The sequence below is a fragment of the Polyangium mundeleinium genome (genome assembly GCF_028369105.1).
Lineage (GTDB): Bacteria > Myxococcota_A > Polyangia > Polyangiales > Polyangiaceae > Polyangium > Polyangium mundeleinium.
The window spans coordinates 4,685,898-4,699,991 of record NZ_JAQNDO010000001.1 but is presented as its reverse complement, the minus strand read 5'-3'; the positions used below and the strand labels follow the sequence as shown (position 1 = coordinate 4,699,991).

The following is a 14,094-nucleotide window of genomic DNA, read 5'->3' as shown; positions in this document are numbered from 1 at the left end:
CGGCTTTGCCGCAATCCCCCCGGGGCGGCGCGACACGTCGCCGCCCCCTCGGGCCTCCCGCTACTTGCCGCACTTCGACGTGACGACCTGCCGGTAGAACCCGAGCTCGTCGCGCCAGTACTCGCCGTTGAACGGCCACAGAACGTGCTCATCGTCCGGCTTGACGACGCCGAACACGAGCGCTTCTTCCTTCGTGAGCTGGCCGCTCACGACCTCTTGATCGAGCTTGTTTCGCTCGGCAGCCGTGATGTCGATGAGGATCTTCGAGGCGTCGCGGAGGTGCTCGTTGAGCTCGTCGAGGTAACGCTGGTAGCGCTCCCGCGCGAGGGTGCCGGCGTTGCGCACCGCGAGATCACGCGCGAGCGAGAGCGCGTCCGTCACGTCGCCGCCGACAGGCGAGTTGCGGAACGCAGCCGGCGCCTTCTTGTAACGAGCGTCCTCCTCGTCGAGCACGCGTACGTACTCGAGGTTGCGGAGCAGCTGGCGATCCGAGAGCGCGTTCTCGACGATCGGCTTGACCGTCGGCGAGAGCGCCGCCTTGCCCGCGCGCACGTCCTTCAAGAAGTCGAAGAACTTCGTCTCCGCGTCCTCGCCCTTGAAACGGTTGAGGATCGCCTCGAGCTCCTTCTTGATCGGCTCATAGCGCTTCCGCATGCGCGCCACGATCGTCGTCGCATCCTGGTACTGGCAGATCGTGAACGAAATAACTGCCTTCAGGATGTCCGCCTCCGGATAGAAGGCGTTCGGGAAGTACGGCGACTCGATCGTGTGCATGTTGCCGAGCGCGTGCGGGTAGTCGCCGGCCATGAAGTACGCCCACGACTGCTCGAAGAGCGCGTCGAGCCAGTACTCGCTGCCCACGTCGACGCGGTTCCAGTACTTGACGGCAGCGCTGAGCTTGTTGCCGTCGATCTTCGGAACGCTGTTGTCGTCGAGGCGGACCGACGCCGAGTAGTACGTGCGGGCCATCGAGAGGAACGCGAGATCGCGCATGCGGCTCTCGTCCTCGACGCCTTCCACGCCCTCGTCGAGCGCCTGCACGATGCGCTGGAACGACTTCACCGCGGGCACCGACTTGCGGAGCTGCACGTTCGAGATGCCCGTGAAGAACTGGGCCTGAACGTAGTACTTGCTCTTCGCGTCGACCTTCTCGAAGAGGCTGATGGCCTCCTCGTAGTTGCGGTTGCGGTACTTGTACCGGCCGAGCAGGTAGTTGAGCTGCCAGTAGAGATCACGCTGCTGCGGGTTGTTGAACCGCGCGACCTGCTCGCTCTTGTACTTGCCGACGCGCTCGATGATGTCGGCAGGCTCGGGGAGCTGCGTGGCGAGCTTCGACAGCCAGAGCAGCGTCTCGTTGAACTTGAGGTGATTCGTCTTGTCCGCGATCTCGGAGAAGATCGCGTAGCTCGCTTGGTAGAACTGAAGGCGATAGAGCGCGATCGCGAGGTGATACTGCGCGATCTGCTTGTTGCCCTCGTCGTCACCCGTCTCGCCGTCGACGACGCGCTTCAGGAGAAGCGCGGACTCGCTCCATCGCTCCGCGTCGAACAGCCGCTTTGCTTGCGCCGCTTCCTCGGTCATCTGGCCCGCGGTCACGGGGCCGTCGGCCTCGTCCTCGAGCTCGATCTCCTTCGGAGCGGCCTTCTTGTCGTTCTTCTTGGCGTCGCCAGCCTTGGCTGCCGGCGCGGCCGGAGCCTTGCCCTGCTGGGCAAACGCCGTCGGCGCCGCGAGCATGGCAGAAGCAAGAAGACAGAGAGTAGCCAGCCCTTTCCGCATTCGTCGTTCCTCGTCGTTCGGAGGTTGAGGTCGATGAAGGCGACCCGAACCGGCCCAGGTACCGTTCGTCAGCGGCTAGATCCGCAGTGGACGGGGCCCTTCGCAGTCGCAGCTCCCCGTGTTTACGTGACCGGGAGCGATGACCAAAAACTTCAATGAGAATCAGCGGATACTTGCGTCTGGCCGCGGATGGTAAAATTATGACGGTTGGCTTGTCAAGCGGCGGTTTCCGGGCGCAGCGCGGTCCACGTGCCGCTTCCGACACCTCTCCAGGGAGTGCCTTGGGGGCACGCCAAGGACGTGGCGGGGTCGCGGGTCGATCCCGAGTCATACCCGGACCGACACCCCCCATGGACGAAAACCGGCGGCAGTCCGTCGAGTTGTGCATCGAGAGGTTGACGGTCCGTCGCCCCTTCGATTAGCGTCCTCGCTGCTGGCGTCGTTCGCTGTCCTCGACGTGGACGCGCGGGCGGCGCGTCGCGCTCGCGCGCCCCTCATGGAGCAGGGGCGCCCCGGCCCAAGGAGCACGATCTGATGACCCGTTCGATCCTGTCCGGCATGCTTGGTCTGATCAGCGTACTCGCCCTGGGCGGCCTTCCGGTCGCCTGTCAAAGCGGCGGCGTCGGCGACCCCTGCATCCCCGAAGACGAGTACAAAACCGACTTCGCCGGCTTCAAAGTGACCGAGGAGAACATCGAGTCGCGCTCCTTCCAGTGCCAGACCCGTATCTGCCTCGTGAACCACTTCCAAGGCCGCGTGAGCTGCCCCTACGGGCAGACGAAGCCCACGACCGGAGGCGCCGCCACGAACGGCTGCCAGACGGCCGGTTCGACGGCGGACGACGCGAACAAGGCCTGCTGCATCCCCGGCACCGACACGGTGATCGAGGCTGAGGTCTGCGGCCAGTGCGCGCCCGACTCGCAGCGTGACGCGGCGCAAGCCGTGTACTGCTCCTGCCGGTGCGGCGTGGCCGATGGCGAGCCGCCGGATCCGAACTTCAACTTCTGCGAGTGCCCGACCGGCTACTCGTGCGAGCAGATCCGGCCCAACGTTGGGCTCGGCGATCCGCTGCTCACGGGCAAGTACTGCATCAAGCAGGACACGAAGTTCGTCACCGAAGGCACCTGCGGCACGGTCAAGGGTCACTACAACGCGCAGCAGTGCAAGGGCGTCGGCTTCACGACCGACTCCTGAAACGAGCTGCGACGCGCTCGCGCCCGTGACGCGTCCTCCTCGTCCCCCGCCCGCCTCTTCCGAAGTAATTCCTTCTGTCAATGCCCGAGTCAACTCGCCGCGCGATGCGCGTCATCGCGCAGGCGCGCGCGCCGAAGATGCGGCCGCAGATCACTTCGTTCGTGCGGGATGCACGATCCTCGGCCGCAACGTGCGCGTGGGGCGTGCCGAGATCGATCTGCTCCTGCGCGACGGAGTCGTGATCGTGGTCGTCGAGGTCCGCACACGCGGGCCACGAAGCTACCAGCGTGCGCTCGACAGCATTGACGCACGGAAGCGCGCGCGCCTGCGCGCTGCTGGACAGCGGCTCTGGACTTCGAAGTTCGCGCGCGACGAGAGGATCGAGCGCATGCGCTTCGACGCCGTCGCCGTCGCGTTCACGCCCGAAGGCGAGCCGCTCGTCGAGCACGTCAAAGCAGCGTTCTGATCGGAGTGCAGGAGGCGCGGCGTCGCGTGATCCACGGGGTCACGTCGACGCCGCAAAGGATGGGAACGTCAGCCGTCGATCTGCGACTGCATCTCGGCGCGCAGCTTCTTCAACATCGCCACGCCGTCGCTCGAGGCGTCCGCCTCCACGCGCGCGATCGCGGCGTCGATCTGCTCGATCTCGCGCGTCTTCTGCGCACGGAGACTGCCGAGCATCTGATCGAACGACTCGAAAAAGTCTTGCATCTCGTCGCCCTTGCGCAGGCGCTCACGCAGACCGAGGTGGCCCTCGCCGACACGACCGAACATGCGCTTCATCTTGAAGACGGGCCCCGCGATCTTGTGCGTGACGACGATCCCCGCGCTCCAGATGCACGCGACGAGGAAGCCGAGCGCGAGCACGAGACCGAGGATCAAGTTGCGCTGCTGCTCCTCCACCGCGGCGGCCTGGCGCTCGAGCTCGGCGGCTTGCTGCTTCAAGGAGTCCGCGTCCCTCTCGAGGCTCGCTTGCTCGTCCTTGAGCCTCGAGGCGTCGTTCTCCGCGTCCTTGTTGAACTGCTTCGCGAGCTCGGGCGAATCCTCGTACGCCTTCGCGATGTTCATCTTGACGAGCTCGTCGTTCTTCTTCCGCTCGGCGAGCGCGAGCTGACCGCGCTTGACGGTCTCCTGTCCTTGCGTGACGAGCGCCTTCTGCTGCACGACGGCCTGGCGGCTCTGATCGATCAGCTTGTTGCTCGTCCACCAGAGGACCGCGCCGAGGAGGAGGGAAACGACAAGCGCGATCGCCGCGAGAAAACCCGCGTACTTGAGCTGGAAGCGCTTATCGAGGAGGAAGTTGCGGATGCGGCGCTGCTGGCGGCCGCTCGTGGCGGCGGGCGGGGTGACAGAAGCCTCGCTCATCGGGGACCTTGCGCGTCTCTTGCCACGGCGCGTGGTGTTTGCCCGAGTGGGTCGCGGCGCGCCGGATCCGCTCCCCCTCGCTGCGATATCACATTGACGCGACGATCTTCGCGAAGCTGTCGATGGCGTTCTCCACGCACATCTTCATGAGCACGTTTTCGCTCTGTACGTCGGTCTTGGGCGTGTCGGACTGCGTGAGCTTTGGCGAGAACTCGCCCTGCAGCGCCTTGCCCGGGTACGTCCACATGCTCACGCGTACGATCTGCGTGAGGTTTCCATTTTCGTACACCGGCGGCTCGACGCTGGCGATGAGATAGAAGCCCTTCAACTTTTTCGAGTTGACGAGCTTGCCGCCTTGTGCAGCCGTCTCGCCCTTGGGCGCGACGGCATATCCCGCCTTGCCGAGGAGCTTCGTCTGCATCGCCGCACGTACGATCGTCTCGACCTCGGCCGCAGGCCGCTTCGTCTTGTTCGAGATCTCGATCGCCACGTAGTACTTCGTGTCGGGGCCGGGCGGAGGAGGCGCAGCCACGCCGCCGCTCTTCAGCGTGTCGATCGATTTCTGCATCTGCGTCTTCGTGGAGGCGCCCTTTTCGTTCTTGATCGCGGTCTGCAGACACGGCAGGCCTGCAGGCTTGCCGAGCTTGCCGAGCGCGGCCGCCGCGGCGACCTTCACCGACTCGTTGCCATCCGTGAGCGCATCGCAGAGAGGCTTGACGGCGGCCTCATCGCCCGACGCGCCGAGCGCGAGTGCTGCCTGCGTTCGCACGCGGAAGTCTTCACTCGTCTTGAGCTGCTGGACGAGATAACCGGTGCGAGGATCCGCTCGCACGACCTCGGGGGTCAGCACGAACAACGAGAGGGCCGCGACGACGGGGACGCTCTTTCGCATTCGAGCTCCGAAGATACACGAGGTCCGCGTGCGAATGGAGCGAGCTCGCGCCAGCTCGGAGGTCGTGGAATTCTCGAACACGCGATCACCCGTCTTCTTCATCCTGCACCTCACCCGTACCTCGACGCAGAGCGGCACGACTCGTTCTGCTCCGCCCAGAAAGACCCATGGCGAACTCGGCCATCCGAGATCCGCCGCAACTGTCACGCGCGGAGGAGCCGTGAGGACTTGGACGTGCCTCGCCCGAGCTCGCTTCAACGCGCGGCCAGACCATGACATCGGCAGAAGCGCTGGTCGCGAGGGGCGTTCCCGCATATAGGAAGGGGATGTCCCGCAGCCGAGGTGCCAAGGCGAGAGCCTCGTCGCGCCCGCTGTGCACGCTCGTCGCCTTGCTCGTCCTGCTCCTCGCGGCGCCCGTCACGGCGCAGACACGAGGATCCGGAGGCGCGATTCGCATCCAGGTGCGAGGCGGCGCGCAGATCAGCGCAGCCGCGACCGTCGAGCCGTCCGGCACGATCGTCCGAGGCGAGCTCCTCGACGACGCAGGCGCCGCCGTGGCCGGCGCGACGATCTCCCTCCGTGCGATCGCGGAAGGCGGCGCTGCCGTCAACCTGCCGACGCCCTCGACGTGTGACGCGACGGCACGGAGGTCTCGACGCTCCGTTCGCCTGGTCGGCACGGACGCCTACGAGGTGCAGACCGACGATCGTGGAGCGTTCTGTGTGCGCGCCGGTGCGGCGATCGGGCAGGCGTCGATCAAGCTCCGCTTCGACGGCGACGAGCTGCGCGATCCTGCCGAGAGCGTGGTCCGCCTCGATGCAGCCGACGCACCGCTCGCGCGCACGATCCTCCGATTCGAACCCGCACCCGATGTGATCGATCTGGATCGTGAGACCGTCCTGCTCACAGGATCGCTGCGCGTTGATCGCACCGGATCGTCTCGATCCAATGCCGCGCGGCGCGAGGGGCTCGCGATCCGGGTCGAGGACGAGCGTGGCGAGCGCATCGCCGAAGGGCAGACGGGCGGCGACGGGCGCGTGCGCTTCGAGATCCCGAGCGCGTCGTTCCCCGGTCCCGGTTCGGGCGAGCTGCGTCTGCGCTTCGAGGGCACGACGACGCTCGCGAAGGCGACGACCACACAGCCGATCGTGAGGCGCGCCGAGGTGCGTCTCGCGCTCGCGCACCCCGTCGACGCGGGGGATCCCGAAGACGGCGTCGGCATCGACGTGGATGTCACGACGTCGCGAGGACCGGTGACGGGCGGCGTGGTCGAGGCGCTGCGCGGAAGCGAGAGCGTGGGCGCAGGTACGGTGCAAGGCGGGAAGGCGCACGTCATCGCGTCGTTCGCGCTCGAGCGCGCGGGCGTCGTACCCTTGACGCTTCGGTACGTGCCCGCCGCGCCCTTCTACAAGTCGGGGGCGAACCTCCAGGTCGACGTGAACGTCAAGGGGCCTGGCATCGCGCGGCAGATCTTGATCGCCATCGTGGTGCTTGCGGTGACTGCGTGGATCGTCTTCGGCTGGCGGCGCGCGCCGATGCCGCCGAAAAAAGACGAGGACGACGAAGCGCATCCCGTGCCCTCGGGGCGCGCCGGTGTCGAGGTCGTGCGAGCGTCGACCGGACAGGGTGGTTATCGTGGCGCGGTGCTCGACGCACATGATGGAACCCCGATCGCCGGCGCACGGCTCGCCGTGGTGGCGCCCGCGTTCCAGGGCGACGGTGTCGTCGCGCGCGCGACCGCCGACGAACGTGGAACCTTCGTGCTGGATGTGCCCTACCGCAGCGACGCGCGTCTCGTGATCGAAGCGGAGGAGCACAGCAGGTACGAGCAGACGCTCCCTCCGCCGGGGGTGCTGCGCGTTGCCCTGATCACCCGCCGCCGCACGCTGCTCGAACGGCTTGTGAAGTGGGCGCGCCGCACCGGAGCGCCCTTCGACATGCAACCCGAGCCGACCCCCGGGCACGTACGGCGGGCGGCTTTCCGCGCGAACAACGCGGAAATCGAGTCCTGGGCGCGAGCCCTCGAGCAAGCCGCCTACGGCCCCTCCGTCGTCGACGAGGGGGTCGAGGCGTCGCTCCTCAACGACGAACCCAGGGGCGGCCGAAAGCCGGCGGCATGACGTGAACCGCCCCCGAACCCCCACCCGTGCGCTCCCTTTGCCCTCGCGCGCAGAGCACACACGTTGACGTACGGGTACCGTCCCATATAGTCGCGAACCAGTTCGCGGACCGCTGGAGAACGCACATCGTGGACCCCCTCTACATCGTCATCGGTCTCGTGGTCGTGGCGCTGGCCGTCTACTTCCTGTTCATCAGGAAGCCGGAAGCGCCCAAGAAGCTCGAGACGCCGCAGGAGCCGAAGAAGCTCCCGGAGAAAAAGGCGTCCGAGCGTGAAGAGCCGGCCAAGGCCGCGGGGAAACCCGCGAAGGAGGAGCCGAAGCAGGCTGCTCCGGCGAAGGCCAAGCCGGCCGAAGAGGCCAAGGAGGCCAAGAAGAAGGAGGAGAAGCCTGCTGCCGAGCCTGCGCCGGCCGTCGTGGAGAAGCAGCCCGAGCCCGCGCCCGCGGCCAAGCAGCCCGAGGCCAAGCAGCCCGAGCCCGCGCCCGCGCAAGCTCCCACGCCGGTGGCCGAGCCCGCGCCGAAGCCCGCAGAGGCAGGCGCGATCAAGCCCGTGTCGATCGCGGCGCGCGAGCTGCCTGCACCTTCGGCTCCGCGCAAGAAGGACGTCGAGGGGCTGCGCCGCGGCCTCACGAAGGCGCGTGAGACCGAGGGCTTCTTCGGTCGTCTGAAGGCGCTCTTCGTCGGGCGCAGCGAGGTCGATCCCGGGCTCGTCGATCAGATCGAAGAAGTGCTTCTCACCTCCGACGTCGGCGTGAAGACGACCGAGTCGCTGCTCGAAGAGATCCGCGCAGGCATCAAGGAGAAGAAGCTCGTCAAGGACGAGCAGGTTTGGGATGCCTTGCGTCGTCGTGCGCGTGAGCTGCTCGGCGGGAGCGGTGGCGGCATCAAGTTCCCTGCGCGTCCCACGGTCGTGATGTTCGTGGGCGTCAACGGCGCGGGCAAGACGACGACGATCGGCAAGCTCGCGACCAAGCTCAAGGCCGAGGGCAGGACCGTTGTGCTCGCCGCGGGCGACACGTTCCGCGCTGCGGCGGTGCAGCAGCTCGTCGTGTGGGGCAAGCGCGTCGGCTGTGAAGTCGTGAGCGGCAAGGATGGAGCGAACCCGGGCGCGGTCATCTACGACGCGATCCAGAAGGCTGCGGAGATCGGCGCGGACGTCGTGCTCGCCGACACCGCGGGTCGGTTGCACACGAAGACGAACCTGATGGACGAGCTCACGAAGGTCGCGCGCACGATCGACAAGGCGCTGCCGGGAGCTCCGCACGAGACGCTCCTCGTGCTCGACGCGACGAACGGGCAGAACGCGCTGCAACAGGCGGCGATGTTCAAGGAGGCGCTGCCGCTCTCGGGCATCGTGCTGACGAAGCTCGACGGCACTGCGAAGGGCGGCGTCGTCCTCGGCGTCTGCGCGGAGCACGCGCTCCCGGTGCGTTACATCGGCATCGGCGAGCGCCCCGACGAGCTGCGTGACTTCAACGGCGAAGAGTTTGTCGAAGCGCTGCTCGGTCAAGCTGACGAGTCAACGGACGCGGCGGCGTGAACCTCTGCGCCGATGAGCACGAAGTGGGCGCGACGGGACCCCGACCGGGATCGGAGACGGGGCCGCGTCGTGCACGTTTCGGACGGACGGCGCAAAAAGTGTGGATTTCGTTTGATTTTCTTGCTCGTACGCGAGCGTCTCGTGGTGGAATGGGCGTGGATCGTGTCGCTGCGCGAGCAGTCGGGACGGTCCTGCCCGCTCCAGATCCGAGAGAGAAACCGATTTGGTTGTTGATTCCCGGATTTTACGCGTGATATAGTCCGTCCCGCTTGTCGGTAGACCGTTTTTTTGAATGAAGTCGCGCAGTTAGACTTGTACGGACGGACCGGACCGATCGATGCTCACGTCGCACGGACTGCGGAAGGGATGGCGATGAACCAGGTTCGCGTGGGGCTCCTCGTGGCGGCTGCGCTGCTGGCCATGCCGTTGACGGCGGCAGCGCAACCGAAGAAGGCACAACCGAAGGAGATCAACCTCGACGAGGAGGGAGCCGAGAAGCCTGCTGAAGCCCCCACCGAGGGCGAGGGCGCCGGCGCCGCCGAAGGCGAGGGCGAGACTCCTAGCGGCGAGGGCGAAGGGCTCGGGGACATCTGTAAGATCGACCCGTCGGCCTGCCCGAGCATCAACATGGATGAGGCCGCGAAGCGGGACATCAACGCAGAGATGTACGCGGTGCAGCAGATCTACGCGCTGCGCCGGTTCCGCTTCGAGATCACGCCCTACTTCGGGATCACGATGAACGACCAGTTCGTCGCGCACCCCGCGCCCGGGCTCGGTCTCAACTTCTACATCACGAACGTGCTCGCGGTCGGGGTCAACGGCAACTTCTACGCCGCCTTGAACTCGCCCTCGAACTTCAACTTCCAGACGAGCCGCGCGGCGCGCGTCGGTATTCCGATCACGGAGTACGCCTGGAACGCGAACGCGAACTTCTCGTACGTGCCTGCGTACGGCAAGTTCGCCGGGTTCGGCGACTTCATCTTCCACTACGACTTCTACGTGCTCGGCGGCGTGGGTGCGATCGCGACGCGTCCGATCGCCGTCGTCGATCCCGACAACCGCACGTTCGAGTACAAGCCTCGGCTGTCGTTCCACGTCGGCGGCGGGCTCCGCATCTTCTTCAACCGCTGGTTCGCGGTCGTGGCGGAGCTCAGCGACTACATCTTCTTCGACGAGCTCGAGAACCCGGGCATCCCGATCGGCAACGACGCCAACGGCAATCCGAAGGCACAGGATCCGACGACCTGGACCGCGCCCGAGACGAGCTTCACCAACAACGTCCAGGCGCAGGTCGGCTTTTCGGTCTTCCTACCGTTCAGTTGGGAATACCGGCTGCCCAAGTGAGCCGAGGGGCAGCGTGGCGTGCAAGGAACATCCGGGACGATTCAGCCAAGTACGGGGACATGCATGATGCGTCGATTCGTGAATAGCCTTTGCGCGTCTCGCCTGCTCCGCAGGGGCATGCTCGCGGCGCTCACAGGATGTGCAGCGCTTGCCATGAGCGCGGGCGCCGAAGCGCAGGAGATTCAGCTCACGGGTCCCCTCGCGGGGGCCCCGGCTGTGCGGAAGTTGCGCCTGCATCGCGCGGGCCGCATCGAGATTACGCCGAGCGCGTCCTTCACCCTGCTCGACGAGTACCAGCGCACGATCATGCCCGGTCTGCGCGTGATGTACCACCCGACCGACTGGCTCGGGTTCGGCGTCTGGGGCGGCTACGGCATCCAGACGACGACGTCGCTCACCGACGAGCTGCAGGTGAAGGCGATCGACGAGCGTAACTGCCCCACGGACTCGAACACGGCGACCGACACAGCCTGCAAGCTGACGGCCGTCAACCTGACCCGCGGCAACCTCGCCCAGGATCAGCTCGGCCGTATGCAGTGGGTCGCGGCCCCGCAGGTCACGGTCGTTCCGTTCCGCGGGAAGCTGGCGCTGTTCGCGACGCTCTTCGTCGACACCGACATCAGCTTCTTCGTTGGTCCCGCCGTCATCGGCGTGCAGGAGCGCGCGCCCTGCGGCAAGGACAACGACGGCAACACGCTCACCGACCGCCCCTGCGCGGCCCAGAGCTCGTTCCAGCTCGAGAGCCGCATCGCCATCGCGCCCACGTTCGGCGTCGGCTGGAACTTCTACCCGACGTCGTTCTTCGGCTTCGGCGCGGAGTGGAGGGCGCTTCCCTTCGCGTGGAACACGTCCGGCTTCGACAACGCCGGCTCGGGCAACGACGAGGCCTTCCCCGACACGGCGGTCAACAACAAGGACCGTCAGTTCCGCTTCAACAGCATGGTCTCCGTCAACCTGATGTTCTCCCTCCCGATGAAGGTGAAGAGCAGCGACTGACGAAGACGAAGCCGGCTGCACCACAGCCGATGACACGCCCCGGGATGCGGACGGCCGAGACGGAGACCAAGAGCTCCGCGACGCCCCAGGCATCACGGGGCGTGTCGCTTTCGAAGCCCCGCTGGCAGGGGCAGCGCGCTCGTCAACGAGGCCTTGCACTTGCTTTGTCCCTGGCGAGGGCCTATGCGAAGCCTGCTCCAGCCCCACCCCTGCCGGGCCGGAGCGCGAGGTAGAGGTGGGCATTTTCGACTTCCTCCGTAGCAAGGGCGCAAAGAGCGCGCCTCCGTCGGGCAACACGCCCGCCGTCGACAAGAAGATCGCCGGGCCGGCCAAGGTCGTCGCGGACAAACGCGCCCAGACCTATGACCGCCTGGAGGCCATCCAGGCCCTCGTCGACATGAAGACGCCGGAGGCGGCCGCCGCTCTCCTCAAGCGCTTCAACTTCACGATCGATCCGTCGATCACGGACGCAGAAGAGAAAGACCTCGCGTTCCGGGGCATCGTCGCCGCAGGCAAGGATGTCGTCCCCGCGGTCATCGAGTTCTGCACGAGGGCCGAGGCGCTCACGTGGCCGCTCAAGGTGCTCGAAGCCGTGCTCGACGACGACGCGTATCGCGAGGAGCTGCTCGATCTGCTCGAGGGCTTCGACACCGAGTACGCGCGCAACGTCGAGCCGAAGATCCAGATCATCCAGGCGCTCGAAGAGGTCGTGCACGAGGACGTGCGCACGGCGGTGGAGCGCTTCTTCGAGGATGTCAACGAGACCGTGCGGTTCCACGCGGTGCAAACGACGTTCGCCCAGGCGATGTCCGAGAGCGTCAAGCCGATGCTCGACTTGCTCGTGAACGAGGAGTCGGTCCGCGTGAAGAACAAGGTCGCCGAAGGCCTGCTCGTTCGCGGGTGGACGATCCCCGAGGACCGTAGGGACGCCGTCGCCGACGCGCTCGGCGACACCGGCGGCTACACGGTCGGCGAAGGTGGCAAGATCGTGAAACGCTCGCTCCGGTTCGGTTGATCGAAACGCGTAGCGGATTGCGCGCCGCCCCGGCGCGCTCGAGCAGCAAGCTCGCCCCTCGTCCGTGTTGACAGCGCGGGCCACGCTGAAAGAGGATCCGTGCTGCCCCGACTTGTTCGGGGTGTGTCGACCGCCCCGCGGCAGCCGCGCGTGATCCACGCACGCTCCCCGGCACCATTCGACGGAAAGCGAGCATCCCAGGCGTGAGGGGACATCGATCGACGCGCCTTTCGCGCGTGGTTGCTTCCGGGCTCGCCGCTCTTGCCACGGCGATCACCGCGCATCCGCGTGACGCGCGTGCCCTCGACTTCGAGGTGCAGAGCGACACGGCAGCACAGGCGTACCAAGTCGCGAGCCCGTGGGGCGACACGATCCTCGATCGGCGTCGCCTCATGCAGTCGCTGTCGCTCGGCGTGTACAACCTGCAGGGCGATCACGTCCCGGGGCGCGCCGACTTCGCGGTCGTCTTGCGGGTTCGCCTCGACGCCGACTTCGGGATCAACGGCCACCTCGGCGACGCCGATCGCGGCGGCGAGACGAGCTACCAGACGGAGGCAGGGCCCGGCGTGCGCTTCGTGCCGGGCCTGCAGCAGGCGCCGGTCGACCTGATGTACGCGTACGTCGAGGGCCGGAACCTCTTGAACGGCTGGCTCGGCTTCCGCGCGGGCCGGCAGTACGTCGTCGACTCGCTTGGCTGGTGGTCGTTCGACGGTGCGCTCGCGCGCGTGACGACGCCCTACTTCGTGCAGGCCGAGCTCTACGGCGGTCTCGAGCAGCGCGGGGGGCTACCGCTCTCGACATCGCGGTACGAGCGACCAGGCGTTTGGCGCGGCAACCACGCAGGCTTCGGCACCGCGGGGGATCAGCCGAGCGTGACGGATTATCCTTCGTACCAGTACACGCAGCCCGCGCCCGCGTTCGGCGTCTCGCTCGAGAGCAACGGCCCGAGCTGGATCCACGGGCGGCTCTCGTATCGACGCGTCTACAACACGGGCACGTCGGTGACGCAGCAGTTTCCCGATCCGACGGGCGGCTATCGCACGGCGAAGGGCCTGCGCGTGTCGCAGGATCGGCTCGGGTACGCGCTCGATCTGAACAAGTCGGACCTCGGCGCGATCAAGGGCGGCGTCACGTACGACTTCTACAACCAGATCGTCGGCTCGTATTACGGCGGCGTCGAGGCGTACCTGGGCAAACGCGCGACCGTCGGCGCGGACATCGACTACTTCGTGCCGACCTTCGACGCGGACTCGATCTTCAACTGGTTCACGAAGAGCCCCATCACGACGGCGACGGCGCGCGTGTGGGTCGCGCCGACGCAGCGGCTCGATCTCTCGGCCTACGGCGGCGTGCGGATCTGGATGGCCGACGGCGATCCCGAGACCTTCGGCACGGAGCAGTGCAGGGCCTCGGGCCTCTGCAGCGGCGACCAGGAGATCGATCCGTCGAACTCGAAGACGTTCACCCGCAATCCTGACAACCGTGAGATCTCCACGACGATCGACGCGCTCGCGAACGTGTCCGGGCGGTATCGCTTCGGCACGGGCGAGGTCGGGCTGCGCGGCATGATGCAGGCCGGCGCGCGTGGGCACACCGGGGGCGCGGATCTCTCAGGCGAGAAGCGCTTCGACGGCGGGCGCTACCGCGTCGGCGGCCGTGTCTCGGTCTACGACTGGAACGACCCGCTGCGGCCCGATCGCGACGCGACGTCGTTCGGGTACGTCCTCGGCGCGGGCGTCCGGCCGGTGCAACAAGCCGACCTGCGGATCGAGTGGGAGCACGACATGAACCGGCTCGTGGGGCAGCGCTTCCGCATCGTGGCGCTCCTCAACTTGAGGCTCGGCGGATGATGAT

General features: G+C 66.8%; 11 protein-coding genes. 8 read left to right on the top strand and 3 right to left on the bottom strand.

All coding sequences use genetic code 11. From position 1 onward, the window contains the following. Positions 1-60 precede the first annotated feature (60 nt). The gene (locus tag POL67_RS18755) at positions 61-1,734 is read right to left on the bottom strand and encodes a hypothetical protein (protein WP_232379711.1); all 1,674 of its coding nucleotides are present in this window, start codon (positions 1,732-1,734) and stop codon (positions 61-63) included. Positions 1,735-2,310: 576 nt separating this feature from the next. On the opposite strand from POL67_RS18755, the gene POL67_RS18750 reads away from it, so the two are divergent. Then, positions 2,311-2,970: a hypothetical protein gene (locus tag POL67_RS18750; protein ID WP_271918894.1), complete on the top strand. Its 660-nt coding sequence runs from the start codon at positions 2,311-2,313 to the stop codon at positions 2,968-2,970. Positions 2,971-2,995: 25 nt separating this feature from the next. After that, a complete protein-coding gene (locus POL67_RS18745) occupies positions 2,996-3,436 on the top strand; it encodes a YraN family protein (protein WP_271918892.1) in 441 nt (146 codons plus the stop codon). A gap of 68 nt (positions 3,437-3,504) precedes the next feature. Here the strand turns inward: POL67_RS18745 and POL67_RS18740 are convergent, their stop codons facing one another. After that, complete coding sequence (locus tag POL67_RS18740) at positions 3,505-4,335, bottom strand: methyl-accepting chemotaxis protein (RefSeq protein ID WP_271918890.1); 831 nt, start codon at positions 4,333-4,335, stop codon at positions 3,505-3,507. Between the two features lie 88 nt (positions 4,336-4,423). Next, positions 4,424-5,227, bottom strand: coding sequence for a HEAT repeat domain-containing protein (locus POL67_RS18735; RefSeq protein ID WP_271918888.1), 804 nt, complete (start codon positions 5,225-5,227; stop codon positions 4,424-4,426). A 326-nt stretch (positions 5,228-5,553) separates the two neighbouring features. Here POL67_RS18735 and POL67_RS18730 point away from each other — a divergent pair, with 326 nt between their 5' ends. The 6 genes from POL67_RS18730 (at position 5,554) to POL67_RS18705 (ending at position 14,090) form a co-directional block, all read left to right on the top strand. Continuing rightward, positions 5,554-7,347 carry a carboxypeptidase regulatory-like domain-containing protein gene (locus POL67_RS18730; RefSeq protein ID WP_271918886.1) on the top strand — a complete coding sequence of 598 codons (1,794 nt, stop codon included), beginning with the start codon at positions 5,554-5,556 and terminating at the stop codon, positions 7,345-7,347. Between the two features lie 128 nt (positions 7,348-7,475). Further along, positions 7,476-8,885, top strand: coding sequence for a signal recognition particle-docking protein FtsY (ftsY, locus tag POL67_RS18725; protein ID WP_271918885.1), 1,410 nt, complete (start codon positions 7,476-7,478; stop codon positions 8,883-8,885). A gap of 372 nt (positions 8,886-9,257) precedes the next feature. Further along, positions 9,258-10,229 (top strand): outer membrane beta-barrel domain-containing protein, encoded by a 972-nt coding sequence (locus tag POL67_RS18720; RefSeq protein WP_271918882.1) that lies wholly within the window; start codon positions 9,258-9,260, stop codon positions 10,227-10,229. A gap of 63 nt (positions 10,230-10,292) precedes the next feature. After that, the gene (locus POL67_RS18715) at positions 10,293-11,225 is read left to right on the top strand and encodes a hypothetical protein (protein WP_271918880.1); all 933 of its coding nucleotides are present in this window, start codon (positions 10,293-10,295) and stop codon (positions 11,223-11,225) included. A gap of 235 nt (positions 11,226-11,460) precedes the next feature. After that, positions 11,461-12,240 (top strand): HEAT repeat domain-containing protein, encoded by a 780-nt coding sequence (locus tag POL67_RS18710; RefSeq protein ID WP_271918878.1) that lies wholly within the window; start codon positions 11,461-11,463, stop codon positions 12,238-12,240. A 203-nt stretch (positions 12,241-12,443) separates the two neighbouring features. Then, positions 12,444-14,090, top strand: a complete 1,647-nt coding sequence (locus POL67_RS18705) for a hypothetical protein (protein ID WP_271918876.1) — start codon at positions 12,444-12,446, stop codon at positions 14,088-14,090. Positions 14,091-14,094: the final 4 nt, after the last annotated feature.

Bases quoted from the DNA above. Each gene is read 5' to 3' on its own strand.
- POL67_RS18720 (WP_271918882.1), top strand. From the start codon at position 9,258: ATGAACCAGGTTCGCGTGGGGCTCCTCGTGGCGGCTGCGCTGCTGGCC.
- POL67_RS18715 (WP_271918880.1), top strand. From the start codon at position 10,293: ATGATGCGTCGATTCGTGAATAGCCTTTGCGCGTCTCGCCTGCTCCGC.
- POL67_RS18735 (WP_271918888.1), bottom strand. From the start codon at position 5,227: ATGCGAAAGAGCGTCCCCGTCGTCGCGGCCCTCTCGTTGTTCGTGCTG.
- POL67_RS18750 (WP_271918894.1), top strand. From the start codon at position 2,311: ATGACCCGTTCGATCCTGTCCGGCATGCTTGGTCTGATCAGCGTACTC.
- POL67_RS18755 (WP_232379711.1), bottom strand. From the start codon at position 1,734: ATGCTCGCGGCGCCGACGGCGTTTGCCCAGCAGGGCAAGGCTCCGGCC.
- POL67_RS18730 (WP_271918886.1), top strand. From the start codon at position 5,554: ATGTCCCGCAGCCGAGGTGCCAAGGCGAGAGCCTCGTCGCGCCCGCTG.
- POL67_RS18740 (WP_271918890.1), bottom strand. From the start codon at position 4,335: ATGAGCGAGGCTTCTGTCACCCCGCCCGCCGCCACGAGCGGCCGCCAG.